At 59.5% G+C, this 18,574-nt stretch carries 16 protein-coding genes; 6 read left to right on the forward strand and 10 right to left on the reverse strand.

Translation table 11 applies throughout. The annotated features are described in order from the left end of the window. Positions 1-107 precede the first annotated feature (107 nt). Positions 108-1,337, reverse strand: coding sequence for a 5-aminolevulinate synthase (gene hemA, locus DWB67_RS08450; RefSeq protein ID WP_119807095.1), 1,230 nt, complete (start codon positions 1,335-1,337; stop codon positions 108-110). Between the two features lie 163 nt (positions 1,338-1,500). On the opposite strand from hemA, the gene DWB67_RS08455 reads away from it, so the two are divergent. Beyond that, positions 1,501-2,889 carry a dipeptidase gene (locus DWB67_RS08455; protein WP_119807096.1) on the forward strand — a complete coding sequence of 463 codons (1,389 nt, stop codon included), beginning with the start codon at positions 1,501-1,503 and terminating at the stop codon, positions 2,887-2,889. 53 nt (positions 2,890-2,942) lie between these two features. Here DWB67_RS08455 and DWB67_RS08460 read toward each other — a convergent pair whose 3' ends face one another. Continuing rightward, positions 2,943-3,635, reverse strand: a complete 693-nt coding sequence (locus DWB67_RS08460; protein WP_255418601.1) for a transglycosylase SLT domain-containing protein — start codon at positions 3,633-3,635, stop codon at positions 2,943-2,945. Between the two features lie 225 nt (positions 3,636-3,860). On the opposite strand from DWB67_RS08460, the gene gatB reads away from it, so the two are divergent. Together gatB and DWB67_RS08470 are read left to right on the forward strand one after the other, a co-directional pair. Further along, positions 3,861-5,372: an Asp-tRNA(Asn)/Glu-tRNA(Gln) amidotransferase subunit GatB gene (gene gatB / locus DWB67_RS08465; protein WP_119807098.1), complete on the forward strand. Its 1,512-nt coding sequence runs from the start codon at positions 3,861-3,863 to the stop codon at positions 5,370-5,372. A gap of 81 nt (positions 5,373-5,453) precedes the next feature. Continuing rightward, on the forward strand, positions 5,454-5,756 hold the full coding sequence (locus tag DWB67_RS08470) for a hypothetical protein (RefSeq protein ID WP_119807099.1): 303 nt from the start codon (positions 5,454-5,456) through the stop codon (positions 5,754-5,756). Positions 5,757-5,760: 4 nt separating this feature from the next. On the opposite strand, the gene DWB67_RS08475 is transcribed toward DWB67_RS08470, so the two are convergent. The 4 genes from DWB67_RS08475 to recA all read right to left on the reverse strand — a co-directional run bounded on the left by DWB67_RS08475 (position 5,761) and on the right by recA (position 10,813). Next, the gene (locus DWB67_RS08475; protein ID WP_119807100.1) at positions 5,761-6,555 is read right to left on the reverse strand and encodes a class II glutamine amidotransferase; all 795 of its coding nucleotides are present in this window, start codon (positions 6,553-6,555) and stop codon (positions 5,761-5,763) included. A 61-nt stretch (positions 6,556-6,616) separates the two neighbouring features. Then, positions 6,617-6,916, reverse strand: a complete 300-nt coding sequence (locus DWB67_RS08480; protein ID WP_119807101.1) for a DUF1330 domain-containing protein — start codon at positions 6,914-6,916, stop codon at positions 6,617-6,619. Continuing rightward, the gene (gene alaS / locus DWB67_RS08485; RefSeq protein ID WP_119807102.1) at positions 6,913-9,570 is read right to left on the reverse strand and encodes an alanine--tRNA ligase; all 2,658 of its coding nucleotides are present in this window, start codon (positions 9,568-9,570) and stop codon (positions 6,913-6,915) included. The genes DWB67_RS08480 and alaS overlap by 4 nt, the downstream gene beginning before the upstream one ends. Before the next feature lie 169 nt (positions 9,571-9,739). Beyond that, positions 9,740-10,813: a recombinase RecA gene (gene recA / locus DWB67_RS08490; RefSeq protein ID WP_119807103.1), complete on the reverse strand. Its 1,074-nt coding sequence runs from the start codon at positions 10,811-10,813 to the stop codon at positions 9,740-9,742. A gap of 242 nt (positions 10,814-11,055) precedes the next feature. On the opposite strand from recA, the gene DWB67_RS08495 reads away from it, so the two are divergent. Beyond that, on the forward strand, positions 11,056-11,640 hold the full coding sequence (locus tag DWB67_RS08495) for a sulfotransferase family 2 domain-containing protein (RefSeq protein WP_119807104.1): 585 nt from the start codon (positions 11,056-11,058) through the stop codon (positions 11,638-11,640). 6 nt (positions 11,641-11,646) lie between these two features. Here DWB67_RS08495 and DWB67_RS08500 read toward each other — a convergent pair whose 3' ends face one another. The 3 genes from DWB67_RS08500 to DWB67_RS08510 form a co-directional block, all read right to left on the reverse strand. Continuing rightward, complete coding sequence (locus tag DWB67_RS08500) at positions 11,647-13,737, reverse strand: ATP-binding protein (protein ID WP_255418602.1); 2,091 nt, start codon at positions 13,735-13,737, stop codon at positions 11,647-11,649. 86 nt (positions 13,738-13,823) lie between these two features. Continuing rightward, a complete protein-coding gene (locus DWB67_RS08505) occupies positions 13,824-14,975 on the reverse strand; it encodes an RsmB/NOP family class I SAM-dependent RNA methyltransferase (RefSeq protein WP_119807106.1) in 1,152 nt (383 codons plus the stop codon). Between the two features lie 148 nt (positions 14,976-15,123). Then, positions 15,124-15,744 (reverse strand): GIY-YIG nuclease family protein, encoded by a 621-nt coding sequence (locus DWB67_RS08510; protein ID WP_182911531.1) that lies wholly within the window; start codon positions 15,742-15,744, stop codon positions 15,124-15,126. A gap of 360 nt (positions 15,745-16,104) precedes the next feature. Between DWB67_RS08510 and DWB67_RS08515 the strand changes: the two genes are divergently transcribed. Together DWB67_RS08515 and DWB67_RS08520 are read left to right on the forward strand one after the other, a co-directional pair. Further along, on the forward strand, positions 16,105-16,629 hold the full coding sequence (locus tag DWB67_RS08515; protein ID WP_119807108.1) for a redoxin domain-containing protein: 525 nt from the start codon (positions 16,105-16,107) through the stop codon (positions 16,627-16,629). Further along, on the forward strand, positions 16,629-17,090 hold the full coding sequence (locus DWB67_RS08520; RefSeq protein WP_119807109.1) for a DUF302 domain-containing protein: 462 nt from the start codon (positions 16,629-16,631) through the stop codon (positions 17,088-17,090). The genes DWB67_RS08515 and DWB67_RS08520 overlap by 1 nt, the downstream gene beginning before the upstream one ends. Positions 17,091-17,137: 47 nt before the next feature. Here DWB67_RS08520 and DWB67_RS08525 read toward each other — a convergent pair whose 3' ends face one another. Continuing rightward, entirely contained in the window at positions 17,138-18,505 is a 1,368-nt protein-coding gene (locus DWB67_RS08525; protein WP_119807110.1) for a dicarboxylate/amino acid:cation symporter, read from the reverse strand. Positions 18,506-18,574: the final 69 nt, after the last annotated feature.

Genomic DNA, 18,574 nt, shown 5'->3' on the forward strand with positions numbered 1-18,574 from the left:
CGATTGCCTCATCCGAATTTTATATGGGTCGTCCGAATCGGACAACTCCACTGCTTCTTTACCCATACGTTATCACGCAGGCGAGAGCAGTTCACGGACGGATTTGCCTATGCGCTCAATTCGGCGCGATTCAGCGCGCAATGGGACCACAGGGTATCCATAGCGCGGACCAGATGGTCAATCTGCTTCGGATCATGCACCGGTGATGGCGTAAACCGCAGACGTTCGGTGCCGCGCGGCACTGTCGGGAAGTTGATCGGCTGCACATAGATGCCGTAATCGCGCAAAATCATGTCCGACAACGCCTTGCAGTGGACAGGATGACCCACATGGACCGGCACGATATGGCTACCGTGGTCGATGATCGGCATCCCCAGCGATTTCAGGCGCATTTTCAGGATACGCGCATGCAACTGCTGGGCATCGCGCAGCTTCTGGCCGTCTTCCGTTTTCAGGAAGGCAATGGATGCCGCAGCACCTGCAGCAACAGTCGGCGGAAGCGAGGTTGTAAAGATAAAGCCGGGCGCATAGGACCGGATCGCGTCACACATCTTGTCACTGGCCGCGATATATCCGCCGAAAACGCCGAATGCTTTCCCCAGCGTGCCGTTGATGATATCGATACGGCCCGACAGATTGTCACGTTCGGCCACACCGCCACCACGCGGGCCATACATGCCAACTGCATGCACTTCGTCCAGATAGGTCAGCGCGCCAAATTCATCGGCAAGATCGCACAGCGCCTCGATGGGGCCGAAATCGCCGTCCATGGAATAGATCGATTCAAACGCGATCAGCTTGGGCGCTGCGGGATCATCGGCCTCCAGCAGTTCGCGCAGATGGGTGACGTCATTGTGGCGGAAGATGCGCTTGGCACCACCATTGCGCTTGATCCCCTCGATCATCGAGGCGTGGTTCAATGCGTCAGAATAGATGATCAGCCCCGGAAACAGCTTGGGCAGGGTCGAAAGCGTCGCGTCATTAGCAATATACGCGCTGGAGAAGACCAGAGCCGCTTCCTTGTCGTGCAGATCCGCCAGCTCGGCCTCGAGCCGCTTATGATAGACCGTGGTGCCGCTGATGTTGCGCGTGCCACCCGAACCGGCCCCCGTGGCGTCCAACGCCTCGTGCATGGCTTCCAGAACGACAGGGTGTTGGCCCATGCCAAGGTAATCATTGCCGCACCACACAGTGATTTCCTGCTTTTCACCATCCGGACGGTTCCAGATGGCCTGCGGGAAGCGGCCTTTCGCGCGTTCGATATCGATAAAGGTGCGATAGCGACCTTCTTCGTGCAGACGCGAAATCGCCTGATCCAGTGCGGCATCATATTTCATTGCGGGCGTTCCCTTGCATAGCTGGCTGGGTGCGATCATGGTCCGACCACGCGCGGCAAGCCCTAGATAGGCGGTAAGACGCGAAAATGACAGGTCAAAAACGTCGCACTAGGACAAAATGCCTAGTCTAAAAGTCGACAATTCTGCTCGGAAAGGCGGGAAAATGGTGGATTCAGCAAAAATGCAGGACGTGCTGACGCAGTTGGACACAGGGCTGGACAGTGCCTTGGACAGATTGCTGGAATTCCTGCGTATCCCTTCGATTTCAACCGATCCGGCCTATAAGGGCGATGTCCGCAACGCCGCCGAATGGCTGGCTGCACAGCTGCGCGACCTTGGGTTTGAGACGGCAGTCCATGACACCCCGGGTCACCCGATGGTCGTTGCGTCATCCCCGAAAGCCGATGCGCGGCCAGTGTTGTTTTACGGCCACTATGACGTGCAGCCGGTCGATCCGCTGGAGCTGTGGAACAGCCCGCCTTTCGAACCGGCGATCGAGGATACCCCCGACGGTCCCGTCATCCGCGGACGCGGCGCATCCGATGACAAAGGCCAGCTGATGACCTTTGTCGAGGCGTTCCGCGCATGGAAAGCCGTCCACGGCACCCTGCCATCCGACCTGATCCTGCTGTTCGAGGGCGAGGAAGAATCCGGCTCGCCCTCACTCCGCCCGTTTCTGCATGAACATGCCGATGCCCTGCGCGCATCGGTTGCGATGATCTGCGACACCAGCCGCTATGCTGATGGCCGCCCCGCCATCACCACCCAACTGCGTGGTTTGGTGGGCCAAGAGGTGGTGATCACCGCCGCCGACCGCGACCTGCATTCCGGCAGTTTCGGCGGACTGGCCGCCAACCCGATCATGATCCTGTCGCAGGCTTTGGCCGCATTGAAAGACGACACCGGTCGCGTCACCCTGCCCGGCTTTTACGACGGTGTGGCCGAACTGACGCCGGAACTGGCCAATGACTGGCAGGCGCTTGGCTTTGATGCCGCCGATTTTCTGGGCCGCGTCGGCCTGAAAGACCCGATTGGTGAAAAAGGCCGCACGGCGCTGGAGATGGTCTGGAACCAACCGACCGCCGAAATCAACGGCATTGCAGGCGGCTATGCCGGTGACGGCTTCAAAACCGTGCTTCCGGCGCAGGCGCGCGCCAAGGTCAGTTTTCGCCTGACCGGCAAACAGGACCCCGATGCCATCCGCGATGCCTTCCAGGCGCATATCCGCAGCTTTATCCCTGCCGATTGCAGTGTCGAATTCCATGACCACGGCGCCAGCCCCGCCAGCAGCATGGACATCAGCGATCCGGCCTTTGCCGCCGCCAAACAGGCCCTGACGGACGAATGGGACCGCGAGGCAGCCTTTATCGGCGCTGGCGGATCAATTCCGATCGCGGGTGACTTCAAGGAAATCCTTGGCATGGATTCGATGCTGATCGGCTTTGCCCGTGACGACGACCGCATCCATTCCCCGAACGAGAAATATGACGTCGAGAGCTTTGCCAAAGGCGCAAGGTCATGGGCGCGCATCCTGACCGCCCTGCGGAGCTGATACGAAAAAGGGCGGCATCAGTGATGCCGCCCTTTGCCCGCGATGCAGGAAAATCAGCTTTTCGCGGTGCAATAAGTCTGGCTTGATGTCCAATTGGCAATATCAGCACGCTTTTTCGAACTACGCAGTGGCGCCCAATCGCGCGCCACGCCGCGCCAACCGTCGCCGTCATGGGCAACCGCATTATCACGTTCGACCTGATGGGACATGATGGTGACAGCGCAGCTCATGTTGTCGGCGCCATTGCGTATGTTTCCGACGCAACCATAATGCCGCCATGTCATCGGTGCGATCTGCATCAAACCCAGCCAGCGACCACCCCCACCCGCAGCTTGCGGGTTATAGGTGCTTTCATGCTTGGCGACAGAAGACAGCAACCCCGCCCAGAAGGCTTTGCGACCGGTCTGGGTCAGCTGGCGATAATTGGGGCAGAATTCGTTGATGTCCTGCGGAACCTTGGACAGGAAAGTTGCCCCCTCGCGGTCCAGCGCGGCCATTGTTGCGGCGGTCCATGCATCGGACCCACCTTTGCTGCCCCACCGCATCGGCGGATTGGCGGCCAAAGCAAGCTCTCGCGCCTCTGACTTGGCACCTTCGGCCTTTTTGGCGTCCGGCGTTGTGGAACAAGCGGCAAGAACGGCCAAAGCGGCCAGGGACAGCGCAGCGCGCATTAGAACCTCGTGGGACAGTTTCGTCAGATACTGCCTTAGCCGAAGCCCCGAATGCCGCAAGCTATCCAGCCGCACGTCGGCAGGATCATGCCGCCATACTTTTGCAATATGGTCGGATTTCCGCCGACCTAGGGTCGCAGCCTTGTAAAAAGCGGGGTCAGAACACGGGCATTTCGTTTTCGATGCCGAAATCGCTGATTCGTATGTCATGCAAAGATCGGCGCAGCAGGCCGTGACAATCCTGCGACCTTGCCCTAAAACCCGCGCAAAGACCGATCCGACGCATGATGAGGCATTTGAATGCTAGACCTGACCTTCACCGCCCCGCAGCCGAAAGTGATCCAAGGCGCCAAAAGCGACTGGGAACTTGTGATCGGGCTGGAGGTTCACGCCCAGGTCGCATCGAAAGCCAAGCTGTTTTCGGGTGCCTCAACCGAGTTCGGGTCCGAACCCAACAGCAACGTCGCTTTTGTCGATGCTGCCATGCCCGGCATGCTGCCCGTCATCAACGAATTCTGCGTGGCACAAGCGGTCCGTACCGGCCTTGGCCTGAAGGCCCAGATCAACCTGCGCAGCGCCTTTGACCGCAAGAACTATTTCTATCCGGACCTTCCGCAAGGCTATCAGATCAGCCAGCTGTATCACCCCATTGTGGGCGAAGGCGAAATCATCGTCGATATGGGGCCGGGTGTGGCCCGTCGTGTCCGCGTCGAACGTATCCATCTGGAACAGGATGCCGGCAAATCGATTCACGACATGGACCCCAACATGTCCTTCGTGGACCTGAACCGCACCGGTGTGGCGCTGATGGAGATCGTCAGCCGCCCCGACATCCGCGGCCCCGAAGAGGCCGCCGCCTATGTCGTGAAGCTGCGCCAGATCCTGCGCTATCTGGGCACCTGTGACGGCAATATGCAGAACGGCAACCTGCGTGCGGATGTCAACGTCTCGGTCTGTAAGCCGGGCGATTACGAACGCTTTGCCGAAACCGGTGATTTCAGCCATCTGGGCACGCGCTGCGAAATCAAGAACATGAACTCGATGCGGTTCATTCAGGCCGCCATCGATTACGAGGCCCGCCGCCAGATCGCCATCATCGAGGATGGTGGCAAGGTTGTGCAGGAAACGCGTCTTTATGATGCGGATAAGGGTGAAACGCGGTCGATGCGGTCCAAGGAAGAAGCGCATGACTATCGCTATTTCCCTGACCCCGACCTGCTGCCGCTGGAAATCGAGCAGGCTTGGGTCGATGACATCGCAAGCGCAATGCCTGAGCTGCCCGATGAAAAGAAGGCCCGCTTTGTCAAGGACATGGGCCTGTCGGAATATGACGCGGGCGTGCTGACCGCCGAAGTCGAAAACGCCAACTTCTTCGAGGCTGTGGCCGCGGGTCGTGACGGCAAGACCGCCGCGAATTGGGTCATCAACGAATTGTTCGGTCGCCTGAATAAAGAAGGAATGACCATCCAGACCTCGCCCATTTCGGCGCAGCAGTTGGGCGGTGTGGTCGAATTGATCGCCAAGGGTGATATTTCGGGCAAGATCGCCAAGGACCTGTTTGAGATCCTCTGGACCGAAGGCGGCGACCCCGCGCAGATCGTCGAGTATCGCGGCATGAAGCAGGTCACTGACCTTGGCGCGATCGAGGCTGTGGTCGACGAGATCATCGCCGCGAACCCCGCGCAGGTCGAAAAGGCCAAAGCCAACCCGAAACTGGCAGGCTGGTTTGTCGGTCAGGTTCTGAAGGCATCGGGCGGCAAGGCCAACCCTGCTGCCGTGAACGAACTGGTCGCCAAAAAGCTGGCCCAGTGACTTACCAAGCCCCGCCCTTGCGGCGGGGCTGTTCCTATCCCCACGGGCACAGCCCCTTTTTTCGTGAATGGCAGGACTTCAATGGGCATTTCTGAACCGGGCTTTGAATATTCGGTCGTCGCCGCGCCTGCGCGTGGTGAAAAGGACAAGGACGCGAAAACCCCAACCGACCGCTATGCGCTGGCGCTGACGGCCCAGTTGAACAGCATGGCGGCGCAAGGCTGGGAATATATGCGCGCCGATGTTCTGCCTTCGGAAGAACGCAGCGGCCTGACCGGTCGCACGACGGTCTATCACAATGTGCTGGTCTTCCGTCGCGCGGTTGCCAAGGTAAAGCAGACACCGAAGCCCAAGGCGGAACCCGCGATCGATCCGAAGTTCTGACCCCTCAGGCTGCGGCCTGCAGAAACTCCGGGCAGAAGCTAGTGATTTCGACCTTATCGCGTTCGAACACACAAAAGCTGCCCGGTGGCACCTCTTTCCAATCGGTTTGATCGCCTTCCAGCGGTTCGGACACCACCGCCCAGCCCTGCCGCGAGGCTGACCAGCGGTGATACAGCGATGGCGCCTGATCGTCGCTGCTGTAACGCAGCGCATAAAGGCGCTGTCCGTCCGACATCGCGCAGGCGGCGCGGATATGCGGTGCCTCGCCCTTAGCCACAGCCAGGTCCCCCATCAGGCCGATGGCACGCTGCATCGCGCCTTTGGGGTCACCATCCAGCCCTTGGGCCAGCGCGATCAGGAACAAAGCCTCGCTGTCGGTGGCACCTTTGCGTTGGCAATACAGATTGTCAGGGATCAAGGCGTCGGCATGGCGGCGGAAATTGTCATAACCGCCAAACTGGCCGTTATGCATAAAGCTCCAGCGTCCGACGGCAAAGGGATGGCAATTGTTGCGGCTGGTCGCTGTCCCGGTCGAGGCGCGGACATGCGCCATGAACAACCCCGACCGCACCTGTCCCACAAGGTTCAGCAGATTCGGGTCCGACCAAGCGGGCAGTACATCGCGGTAAAGGCCGGGTTCGGCACGTTCACCATACCACGCGATACCAAAGCCGTCGGCGTTAACAGGTGTGGGGCAGCGTTTGGCGCCTTGGCTCTGCCGGATCAACGAATGGTCCGGCAGGCTGACGATGTCTTCCAGAAAGATCGACTGGCCCATATAGGCCGCCCAACGACACATGCCCCTGCCCCTTTGTGACTAATTTCAGACAGATCTAGCACAAAGGTATGACATGTTCACCTTATTCCGCAGGGGCAGGCGTTTCTTCCACGATCACAAGGTCACGTTCGCTTGCGCCTTTGGCATGTGTCAGCGCCGCTCGGTATTCTGTGCTATGATAACAGGCAACGGCTGCTTCAAGGCTGGGGAAGCGGGCGACGACATTGCGGGCACGGTCGTTACCCTCCAGCTGGTGGTAACGTCCGCCGCGGGCAAGGAAGACGCCGCCGTGAAGCGCGATGGCGGGACCGGCCTCCTTGGCGTAGCGGCCATAAGCCTCGGCGTCGGTGACGGTCACATGGGCAATCCAGAGGGCGGTCATACGGTTTCCCCGATCAGTTGTTCGACTTGGGCGAATGCCGCATCGGCAGCATCAAGGCTGGGCGCACCGCCCTGGGCACGGTCGGGACGGCCACCGCCACCCTTGCCACCAAGGGCTGCGGTTGCGGTCTGCACGATGGCGACGGCGCTGACGCGGTCGGTCAGATCGCCCGTGACGCCGGCAGCAACCGTGGCCTTGCCATCGGATTCCGCCAGCACCAGCACGACACCACTGCCCAGCTGGGCCTTCATGTCATCAACCAGCGCGCCAAGTTCCTTGCCACCGACGCCTTCGACCTTGCGACCGATGAACTTGATGCCCTCAATCTCTTTCGCCTCGGATGCACCGCCGCCACCCATGGCCAGCTGCCGCTTCAGCTGGGCCACTTCATTGGCCAAGGCCTTGCGTTCGTCGGCCATCGCGCGGACGCGGTTCACCACCTCGGCGGATTGCGCCTTCAGGATGCCTGCAATTTCGATCAGCTTGCGGTCTGCGTCGCGCAGATGGTCCATAGCGGCCTGTCCGGTCAACGCCTCGATCCGCCGCACCCCTGCGCTGGAGGCACTGTCGCCCAGCAGCGCGAACGCCCCGATGTCACCCGTGCGGTCCACATGGGTGCCGCCGCACAGTTCCAGCGAATAGGTCTGGCCGTCGGCACCTTTGCCGCTGCCATCGTGCTGGCCCATCGAAACGACGCGCACCTCATCGCCGTATTTCTCGCCAAACAGCGCCTGCGCGCCAATACCGCGTGCATTGTCCGGTGTCATAATACGGGTCACGACGGCGCTGTTCTGGCGAATGAAGTCATTCACCTCGGCCTCGACCTGCGCCATTTCTTCGGCACTGACGGCGTGGTTATGGCTGAAATCGAACCGCAGGCGATCCGACGCATTCAGGCTGCCCCGCTGGGACACATGGTCGCCAAGCGCGCGGCGTAGCGCCTCGTGCAGCAGGTGCGTGGCCGAGTGGTTGGACCGGATCGCCCCGCGACGGTCATGATCCACTGTCAAGGTCGCGCCCTGACCGCGGCTGATCGTGCCCATGGTGACTTCGGCCATATGGATAAAGACACCGGCGACCTTTTTGGTATCGGTCACACGCGCGGCACCGGTATCGGTCTTGATCAGACCGCTATCGCCGACCTGACCACCGCTTTCAGCATAGAACGGCGACTGGTTCACCACGATGCTGATCTTGCTGCCTTCGGCGGCATCAGCGGCGTCCGCACCATCGGCCACCAAGGCAAGGATCTGACCTTCGGCGGTTTCGGTGTCATAGCCCAGAAATTCGGTAATTCCGTGCTTTTCAGCCAGTTCATACCAGATGGTGGCGTCAGCAGCCTCGCCCGAACCGGACCATGCGGCACGTGCCATGCGCTTTTGTTCGGCCATCGCGCTGTCAAAACCCTCGGTTTCCACCGCACGGCCCTTTTCGCGCAGGGCATCCTGCGTCAGGTCCAACGGGAAGCCGAAGGTGTCATACAGTTTGAACGCCGCCTCACCGGGCAGGTTCGCGCCTTCGGGCAGCTTGGAGAGTTCGTCATCCAGCAGACGCAGACCGCGATCCAGCGTCTGGCGGAAACGGGTTTCCTCGGAACGCAAAGTTTCCTCGATCATCGGCTGCGCGCGGGTCAGTTCGGGATAGGCCGCGCCCATCTGGCGAACCAGTTCCGGCACCAGTTTATGCATGACCGGATCCTGCGCGCCCAGCATATGGGCGTGGCGCATCGCGCGTCGCATAATGCGGCGCAGGACATAGCCACGACCTTCGTTGCTGGGCATGACGCCATCGGCCAGCAGGAAACTGGACGAGCGCAAATGGTCAGCGATCACACGGTGATGGACCTTGCCCGGACCGTCCGGGTCGGCGCTGGTGACATTTGCGCTGGCCTCGATCAGGCTACGCATCAGGTCGGTGTCATAGTTGTCGTGCTTGCCCTGCAGCAGCGCCGTGATGCGTTCCAGCCCCATGCCTGTGTCGATCGACTGCATGTCCAGCGCCCGCATCGAGCCATCCTCAAACTGTTCGTTCTGCATGAAAACGATGTTCCAGATTTCGATGAAGCGGTCGCCGTCCTCATCTTTGCTGCCCGGAGGGCCACCCCAGATCTTGTCGCCATGGTCGAAGAAGATTTCCGAACACGGCCCACAGGGACCGGTCGGCCCCATCTGCCAGAAGTTGTCGCTGGTGGCGATGCGGATGATGCGGTCATCGGTCAGGCCGGCGACTTTCTTCCACAGATCGGCAGCTTCGTCATCGTTGTGGTAAACAGTAACAAGCAGCTTGTCCTTGGGGATGTCGAATTCCTTGGTCAGCAATTCCCAGGCATAGGGGATCGCTTCGGTCTTGAAATAATCGCCAAAGCTGAAGTTGCCCAGCATTTCAAAGAACGTATGGTGGCGCGCGGTATAGCCGACATTGTCCAGATCGTTGTGCTTGCCGCCTGCCCGCACGCATTTCTGCGCAGTCGTGGCGCGGCTGTAATCGCGCGTTTCCAGACCGGTGAACAAGTTCTTGAACTGCACCATGCCCGAATTGGCGAACATCAGGGTCGGGTCATTGCGCGGCACAAGGGGGCTGCTGTCCACCACACGGTGGCCATTCTTTTCGAAATAGCCAAGGAAGGTAGAGCGGATGTCGTTCATACTGGGCATGACGGGCCTTCATCGCGAATATGTTCTGCTGTCTCCGGTCAAGCCGGGCTTGACGTTTATCTATCGCCCGCCTGCATCCCTGTCCAGCAATCGCAGGTCCGGCACATAAAGAAGCGCGCAGGGGTATGGCCCCTGCGCGCTGTATTTCCATCTCCAAGAAGAATTGCGATCAATCCTCGGTCAGGGAATCATTGTCGCCGCCTTCGTCAGAACCGAACTCCAATCCGTGGCTGGCGCGGATCTTATCCTCGATCGCATGGGCAACTTCAGGACGGTCGCGCATGAACTGCTTGGCGTTTTCACGACCCTGTCCGATGCGTTCATCCCCATAGGAATACCATGCGCCCGATTTTTCGACGACACCGGCCTTCACCCCAAGGTCGATCAATTCGCCAACCTTGCTGATACCTTCGCCGTACATGATGTCGAATTCGACCTGACGGAAAGGTGGTGCGACCTTGTTCTTGACCACTTTGACGCGGGTCGAGTTGCCGACAACCTCATCCCGATCCTTGACCGAGCCGATACGACGAATATCCAGACGGACCGAAGCATAGAATTTCAGCGCATTGCCGCCCGTCGTGGTTTCGGGGTTGCCGAACATGACGCCGATCTTCATGCGGATCTGGTTGATGAAGATCACCATGCAGTTGCTGCGACCGATGCTTGCGGTCAACTTACGCATGGCCTGGCTCATCAAACGGGCCTGACTGCCCATCTGCATATCGCCCATATCGCCTTCGATTTCCGATTTCGGCGTCAAGGCCGCAACCGAGTCGACCACAACCAGATTGACCGCGCCCGACCGCACCAGCGTATCGACAATTTCCAACGCCTGTTCGCCAGTATCGGGCTGGCTGATCAGCAGTTCGTCCAAGTTAACGCCCAGTTTCTTGGCGTAAAGCGGGTCAAGCGCATGTTCGGCATCGACAAACGCGCAAACGCCGCCTTTTTTCTGTTCCTCGGCAACGACATGCAGCGTTAGCGTGGTTTTCCCCGAGCTTTCCGGCCCGAAAATCTCGATGATGCGGCCTTTGGGCAGGCCACCGATTCCAAGCGCGATGTCCAGACCAAGCGAACCGGTGGAGGTCGCCTCGATCTCGGCCACGGGGCTGTCTTTGCCCAGCTTCATGATCGACCCTTTACCGAACTGGCGTTCGATCTGGGCCAAAGCGCTGTCCAAAGCCTTTTGCTTATCTGCTGTGCGTTTGTCGGTCATGTCGAAGATGCTCGCCTGTGCCATGTCATTCCCATCGTTATTTCACAGCCCACCGGACGGGGCAATCACTTCAACCGGCTGGATGTTCACGTCCTGTTCGCACATAGATGCGCCATTCCCATCGGGTTTTCAAGGTCATCATGGTTAATTAACGATTCGTTATCCGCATCATCATCCGGCAGCAGTTAACAAAGCGTTTACACCAAGCGGCGGTATCGGTATCCACGGCACGATTGCAGCAAACCATATGATCGGAGCGACTGCGAATGCTGATATTCTGGGACCAACGGCTGGTTTTTCTGGCGAACCCCAAAACAGGCTCTAGTGCGGTCGAAATGGCGCTTGAATCCTTGGCGTCGGCGGCATTGCAGCGGCCTGCACAGCTGAAACACACCGATATCGGTACTTATAACAAGCATCTTGGCCCGTGGCTCGAGGCGCAGACAGGCGAACGTTTCACCACAGTCGCCCTGATGCGCGAACCTGTGGACTGGCTGCGCAGCTGGTATCGGTTCAAATTGCGTGATGATCACGAAGATCCCCATCACGCTATGGCCGGAATGTCGTTTTCGGAATTTGCCACCGAATACGCACAGGAAGGTGGCAGCCCGATGCTGGGCATTTCCAGCCAGTCGGATTTCCTGACCCACCGCATGCGTACTGTCGATTGCATGTTCCAATACGAGCGTATTCAGGATTTCGTCGATTTCCTTGAAAACCGGCTGGATTGCGCGATCGAGCTGCCGCGCATCAACGTGCCACCAAGTGTCGATGTCCATCTGGATGCACAATCCGAACGCCAGTTGCGGCAAGCCATGACCAACGATCTGGATCTATACGATACGTTGTGACCTGCCCTAACTTTGCGGCGCGTCCTGATCGGGGCGCGTCAGCTGCCGGTGGACCAGCTCGGTCAACTCGCTAAGGGTGAAGGGCTTGGCAAGGAAGGCCGCGTCGGGCACAGGCACCTGACCATCCACGAAAATATCCTCGGTATAGCCGGACATGAAGATGACTTTGGCTTGTGGCATTAGCTTGCGGCCTTCGCGCACCCATGACGGCCCGTCCAAACCCGGCATCACGACATCGGTCACGAAGATATCGATCTGCTGGTCACCCTTTTCCAGTATTTCCAACGCCGCCTCGCCCGAGGCCGCCTCGGCCACCTCGAAGCCTTTCAGTTTCAGCGCGCGGGCGGCAAAGGCACGGACCGGTGCCTCGTCTTCCACCAATAGGACTTTGCCGCGAACGAATTGCTTGACGGGCGCAACGGCTGCGGCTGGCTTCGCCGCAATATCGGTGATGGCATGGGCCGGGAAGTAGATCGAGAATGTCGTGCCCCGCCCCAATTCGCTGTCGCAGAAGATATAACCGCCTGTCTGTTTGACGATACCATAGGCAGTTGACAGCCCCAGCCCCGTTCCTTCGCCCGCACGCTTGGTGGTGAAAAACGGATCGAAGATTTTCCCCAGATGATCGGGCGCAATGCCCGAGCCTGTGTCGCTGACACTGATCGCAACATAATCGCCCTGCGCCAGCGTCACACTGTCGCGGTTTTCCGGCGCGGCCAGACGGATATTGCGGGTTCTGACGGTAATATCACCGCCGTCAGGCATGGCGTCGCGGGCATTGACCACCAGATTCATGATCACCTGTTCCAGCTGCCGCTTGTCCCCGCGCATGGCGGCCAATGCCGGATCATGGGTGATGGTCAACCCGACGCGTTCCCCCACCAGACGGTTCAGCAGATGCGTCAGATCGGCCAATGTGTCACGCAAATCCAGCGTCTGCATTTTCAGCGTCTGCTTGCGTGAAAACGCCAGCAACTGGCTGACCAGCGCCGCGGCCCTGTTCGAGTTCTGGCTGATCTGGTCCAGATCGGCAAAATCGGGATCACCCTTATCATGACGCAGCATCAGCAGGTCGCAATGCCCGCTGATCGCCGTCAGCAGATTGTTGAAATCATGTGCGACACCGCCAGCCAATTGTCCGATGGCCTGCATCTTCTGGCTTTGGGCAAATTGCGCCTCGAGTGTTTTAAGGGCGCTGGCGTCGTTCAGCACAGCAATCATACGGGCCGGATCAAGGGGGTCGCGGGCAAGGCCGACCTGAAAATGCCGGTCGCGCATATCACCCGTTCGGCTGTCGCGGTGGCGCAGGCGCAGCATCTCGGTCTGGTTTACGGCGCGCCCGGCGCACATATCGGCCAGCCAATCCAGCAAGGGCCGCCCCGGTCCATCCAGCAATTCAGCCAGATTCTGGTCACCGGTGCCGGTCAGCATACCGTCCAGCAGGTTGCGGGCAAATATATTGGCACGACAGATGGTGCCATCCGTTTCGATCCGCAGCAAAGCCACGGGGATGGCATCGAAATCATCAACATCATCCTCATCATAGGGTGCAGCCAGTACCGTGTCGGCATAGCCCGCCTGACGATAGGACCAGATCTGCAAGGGTGCATCGGGCAGACAGCTCAGCGTCAGGACATCGTTATCTGCAAGCGTCATTTCCGCATTGCCAAGCCGCATGGCACGCGATGTCATATCAGCCAACTGCCCATGGGCATCGGCGCGCAGGCGCGCCATCAGCGACAGGATGCTGCGGCCTGTCATATCTTCGAACCGGTGATGCGCTGCGGGGTTCTGGAACAAGACCAATCCGTCGCTGTCACACAGCCAGACAGGTTCAGGCGCGGCAGAAACCTCACCCTTGATGGCGGACATGGCACGGCGGGCAGCAAGTCCACGCGACAGATGCGACAACGACACCGCCCCGCCCAGCAGATACCACGCGACCGAGACTGTCCCGACAGCCACTGCCGTCAAGCCGGTGGCTGCGCCCGGTGCAACGGCCAGAACCCCTGCCCCTGCAACCACCGGCGTCAAAAGCAATGGCAGTGCGGCAAGCGCGCCCTTGGGCATTCCCGCTTTTTCATCAAGCTGCAGCATCCGAATCGTCCTTTTGCCCTGCGACGATCCCCTTGCTATCCGACCCTTCCTTAAAAGAGCGTTAACCTTGATGCGCTGCCGCGCCATCAGGCGTTGCGCACCAAAACGGCCATATAAAAGCCGTCCCCTGCCGTCAGTGGCGTCCACGACTGGTCCGTTTCCAGTGAAAACCCGGGGTGACGTTCCAGAAAGCCTGCGACCTGCGCGGCATTCTCGGAATCCAGAACCGAACAGGTCATATAGGCAAGATGCCCGCCGACGCGGATCAGGCGGGCGACCTGATCTATGATCTCGGCCTGAACCTCGGTCAGGCGGGTCAGCTGTTCCGGTGTCAGCCGCCATTTGGCATCAGGGGTGCGGCGCCATGTGCCAGTGCCCGAACAGGGCACATCGGCCACGACCAGATCGAAGGTCCCTTCCGGCTTGCGGACTATACGCACCGGTGCGCCCGAACGTTCGGCCCGTTCCGGCAGATCCCCCATACGGGCGGGCAAGGCGTCATGGGCCACAAAGCGCGCCTTGGGCTGGCGCGCGGCCAGCGCCAGTGTTTTACCACCGCCGCCCGCGCAATAATCCAGCACGCGATCATCGGCCCGCAGGGGCAGCGACGCACAGGCCAGCTGGGGTGACAGATCCTGCAATTCGACCAGACCGTCGCGATAGGCCGCCGAACGCCCGACCAGTCGTTCGTTCTGCGTAACCCGCAGGGCCGATGGCAGATCGGCAAAGGCTTCGGTCAGAATACCTTCATCGGCCAGCGACTGCGCGGCTTTGACCGGATCGGTCAATGCCAGATTGACCCGCAGCCAGACAGGCGCGCGATCCGCCATTGCTGCAGCCACCGCCCGCGCATTATCCCCAAGCGAAGCTTCCCATTGCGGCCTGACCCAATCGGGCAGATCGTCCGGCAAATCGGCAGGGGGCGTGACAGCCGCCTCATCCGCGCTTAGCGGTTGAGGGGCGTGGCCTTCGCCGGAAAAAATGCTGCCCAAGGGCTGCTGCGTCTGGCGTGCATGACCGATCATCAGCCCGCGCCCGTCAAGCGATCCGCCGATGGCTGCCAGACTGTCGCGCTGGCGCAATGCACCAAAAACCAGATCACGAACGGCAGCGCGATCACCGGACCCCGCAAAACGGCTGCCACGCGACCAGCGCAACAGCGCCTGTTCGGCAGGCATGCCCGACAGAACCTGATCCAAGACCGAAATGGCCGCAGAAACGCGGGCGGCGGGGGTCATAGCATAGGTCCGATGGTCGAAAATCCGTTGCACATAAGTTGTCCCCCTTGCAGCTTGCCCGATCTGGACGTCGTCCCGCTTATCACGGGCGTCACCATGCGCTCAATCGCGGAAAAGCTGCAAATCACGATGGACGGCGCGTTATTTGTCAGAACGCCTGCGCGCGCAACCTTACGAACGGACACCACATCAATGCAGGGACCGGCAACAGTGCCACCACATGGATGACACCCGGCACATCACGCATGACCGCCAGCCGGATCATGTGGCGCGCCATTTCAAGGCTGGCCGAGGGCGCACGGGTGACCAGACCGCCAAGATAGCGCTGCCCGTTGTCCCAAACCGGCCCGATCTCGGCCCCCGCCAGCATGGCTGCGATCAGTGCCAGCAGAACAGGATAGACCAGCAGCCCCGCAATCCCTAGCAATCCTGACAGCACGACCTTGCAGCCAAGCACGATGCTATAGGCAAGGCTGGCTTTCCGCAGCGCCGGAGAGACAGCCAGAACATCCCCCCAAGAGGCATCGAACCATTCCGTGCCGATCGTATCGGCCTGTTGTCCCCGCAAAGCGCGGTGGAACGCCCCTTCGATAGCGCGGGCGCGGCGGTCATGGATGACAAATTCGATGATGGGCTTTTCGGGAAAGGCGGTTGCCTGTTCTGCCACACGCGACAAACCGCGGCTGGAATAGCCGATCTTGATGCGGCGCGGGTGGCTGGGAAAGCGATAGCCATAGACGATATTGGGATTTGCCGGCGATCCGACCACTACGGTTCGGGACAGATCGAAGTTTCCACGAACCGTCCTCAGTTTTTTTCCTCTGATCGCCAAGGACCGCTTCCTTCACTTCCGCCCCCGCGCAGGGGGTCTTCTTGTTCCCTTTATCCACCGGCCTTTGAACGTATCAGGAACCGGCGATAGGGGTTTGAGTGGAATTAGAAAAAACTTTGCTGCTCTGCAAGAACAAATGGTTAACATAGCCCGCGATTCACAGCATTGTTTGTGCGCTGTATTACGCTGACACGCACGCACCATCCCAGAAACGTGAACCGACGTTATCAAGGTTGCGAAACCTGCATGGACAAACCACGTTACCGATACAACTGAATGAAACCTGAAAGGATCTTTATGACCCGTCATAGCACGCTGATGCCCGGACAACTTGTTCCGATGATCGAAGCCAAAAATGACGAAGGCAATGCCTTTGCGCTTCCGACTTCGGGCGATACCCGTATGACGGCGATCTTCTTTTACCGTGGCGTACATTGCCCGCTGTGCCATAAGCAGATCGAAGAACTTGCAGGCCGTCAGGATGATTTCAAGGAACTGGGCGTCGAGGTTGCCGCCATCTCGATGGACGACGAAGAACGCTATGGTCGCCAGAAAGAAGAATGGAAATTCGGCAATCTGCCGATTGGCCATGACCTGAGCGAAGCATCGGCCCGCGAATGGGGTCTATATATGTCCGCCAAATCGAAGGATGCCGAACCTGCCCTGTTTGCCGAACCCGGTATTGCGCTGGTTCTGCCCGATGGTCGCCTGTTCGCCTTCTATCTGCAGAACGTTCCTTTCGCCCGTCCCACACTGGATGACCTGCTAACCGGTCTTGGCTTTATCCTTAGCCGTGATTATCCGATCCGGGGGACCGCATAATGCAGTTGACCCCGATGCGCTGTATGATGTCGGCGGCGGCCATGATGGTGGCCGCAACCACCGCACAGGCTGATGAATGGGTCGTCAAGCACAGCCCCTATGACGTTCAGGAAACCGCCGACCGTCTGGAAGGCGTGATCGAGGGAAGCCCTGCCGCATTGGTCGCCCGCGTCGATCACCAGCAGTCCGCAACAGATGCGGGACTTGAAATGCAGCCGGCGACTGTCTTTATCTTTGGCAACCCCGCCTTGGGTACGCCGCTGATGCAGGCCGATCCGAAATCCGCGATGGATCTGCCAGCCCGCGTGTTGATCTGGGAAGATGCCGATGGCACACAGCTTGGCTATCTGTCAGCCGAAACATTGTCCGAACGCTATGACCTGTCTGACGCCACCGAGGCATTGGATAAACTGTCGAATGCGTTGAACATGTTGACCGATAAGGCGATTGCCGAAGAATAGAATAGAAAAGGGGGCTGCGACATACCGCAGCCCCCTTTTTGTCCGTTTCAGTCGGCGCTGCTTTCACCGACCTGCAAACCGGCAGGTGCCATCGGGACACCGGCAACAGGCGCAACTTGCCCCCTGTCACGACCGCTAAGTGCGGCATTCAGCGCGTCTCGGTCCAAAGCCCCTTCCCACCGGCTGACAACAACCGTTGCCACGGCGTTGCCGATGAAATTGGTGATCGACCGGCATTCGGACATGAAGCGGTCTACGCCAAGGATCAGCGCCATACCCGCAACCGGCACCGTCGGCACAACCGACAGCGTCGCGGCCAGCGTGATAAAGCCCGCGCCCGTCACACCCGCAGCACCTTTGGACGACAGCATTGCCACCAGCAGTAAAAGCACCTGCTGTTGCAGCGACAGGTCGGTATTGGTTGCCTGCGCGATAAACAGCGCCGCCAGCGTCATATAGATATTGGTGCCATCCAGATTGAAAGAATACCCCGTCGGCACAACCAGCCCCACGACGGGACGGGCGCAACCGGCCTTCTCCATCTTCTCCATCAGCGACGGCAGGGCGGATTCCGACGACGAGGTGCCCAGAACCAGCAGAATTTCCGTCCGCAGATAGCTGATCAGCCGGAAGATCGAGAATCCGTTGACCATGCAGACGGTCCCCAAAATCACGATAATGAAAATGGCCGAGGTCAGATAGAACGTCCCCACCAGTGCCGCCAGATTGGCAACTGCGCTGATGCCATATTTGCCGATGGTAAAGGCGAATGCGCCAAAGGCACCGATGGGTGCTGCCTTCATCAGGATGTCGACCACACGGAAAATCGCATGGCTGGCGCTTTCAAAGACCGCAAGAACCGGCTTTGCCTTATCACCGATCAGGATCATCGAAATACCGAACAGGATTGCCACGAACAGCACCTGAAGGATGTTGCCCTCGACAAAGGCCGACACCAGCGTCGTCGGGATGATATCCATGACAAAGCCGACCAGCGACGTCTCATGCGCTTTTTCGGCATATCCGGTGACCGTGCTGGCATCCAGCGTCGTCGGGTCGATGTTCATCCCGCGGCCCGGCTGGACAACATTCGCCACGATCAACCCGACAACCAGCGCCAGCGTTGAAAACGTCAGGAAATAGGCAAAAGCCTTGCCCACAACCGACCCCACGCCGCGCAGTGTGCCCATTCCGGCCAGTCCGGTCACGATGGTCAGGAAGATGACCGGCGCGATGATCATCTTGACCAGTTTGATGAAGCCGTCACCAAGCGGCTTCAACGCCTCGCCCGTCTGGGGATAGAAATGCCCGATCAGCGCACCGCAGATAATGGCGAAAATGACCTGAAAATAGAGATGGGCGTAAACGGGTTTTGACCCCTGCGCATGGGGCTGCGCGGTGTGATCCAACTGCATGTGGTCTCCTCCAACCTGCATATGTCGTCATGTGACGCGCAGCATAGGCATTCTGACAACACATCGAAG

Source organism: Paracoccus sp. JM45 (genome assembly GCF_003590715.1).
Classification (GTDB): Bacteria; Pseudomonadota; Alphaproteobacteria; order Rhodobacterales; family Rhodobacteraceae; genus Paracoccus.

Excerpts from the sequence above, each read along its gene's own strand:
- hemA (WP_119807095.1), bottom strand. The coding sequence starts at position 1,337 with ATGAAATATGATGCCGCACTGGATCAGGCGATTTCGCGTCTGCACGAA.
- DWB67_RS08455 (WP_119807096.1), top strand. The coding sequence starts at position 1,501 with ATGGTGGATTCAGCAAAAATGCAGGACGTGCTGACGCAGTTGGACACA.
- gatB (WP_119807098.1), top strand. The coding sequence starts at position 3,861 with ATGCTAGACCTGACCTTCACCGCCCCGCAGCCGAAAGTGATCCAAGGC.
- DWB67_RS08470 (WP_119807099.1), top strand. The coding sequence starts at position 5,454 with ATGGGCATTTCTGAACCGGGCTTTGAATATTCGGTCGTCGCCGCGCCT.
- DWB67_RS08475 (WP_119807100.1), bottom strand. The coding sequence starts at position 6,555 with ATGTGTCGTTGGGCGGCCTATATGGGCCAGTCGATCTTTCTGGAAGAC.
- DWB67_RS08480 (WP_119807101.1), bottom strand. The coding sequence starts at position 6,916 with ATGACCGCCCTCTGGATTGCCCATGTGACCGTCACCGACGCCGAGGCT.
- alaS (WP_119807102.1), bottom strand. The coding sequence starts at position 9,570 with ATGCCCAGTATGAACGACATCCGCTCTACCTTCCTTGGCTATTTCGAA.
- recA (WP_119807103.1), bottom strand. The coding sequence starts at position 10,813 with ATGGCACAGGCGAGCATCTTCGACATGACCGACAAACGCACAGCAGAT.
- DWB67_RS08495 (WP_119807104.1), top strand. The coding sequence starts at position 11,056 with ATGCTGATATTCTGGGACCAACGGCTGGTTTTTCTGGCGAACCCCAAA.
- DWB67_RS08500 (WP_255418602.1), bottom strand. The coding sequence starts at position 13,737 with ATGCTGCAGCTTGATGAAAAAGCGGGAATGCCCAAGGGCGCGCTTGCC.
- DWB67_RS08505 (WP_119807106.1), bottom strand. The coding sequence starts at position 14,975 with ATGACCCCCGCCGCCCGCGTTTCTGCGGCCATTTCGGTCTTGGATCAG.
- DWB67_RS08515 (WP_119807108.1), top strand. The coding sequence starts at position 16,105 with ATGACCCGTCATAGCACGCTGATGCCCGGACAACTTGTTCCGATGATC.
- DWB67_RS08520 (WP_119807109.1), top strand. The coding sequence starts at position 16,629 with ATGCAGTTGACCCCGATGCGCTGTATGATGTCGGCGGCGGCCATGATG.
- DWB67_RS08525 (WP_119807110.1), bottom strand. The coding sequence starts at position 18,505 with ATGCAGTTGGATCACACCGCGCAGCCCCATGCGCAGGGGTCAAAACCC.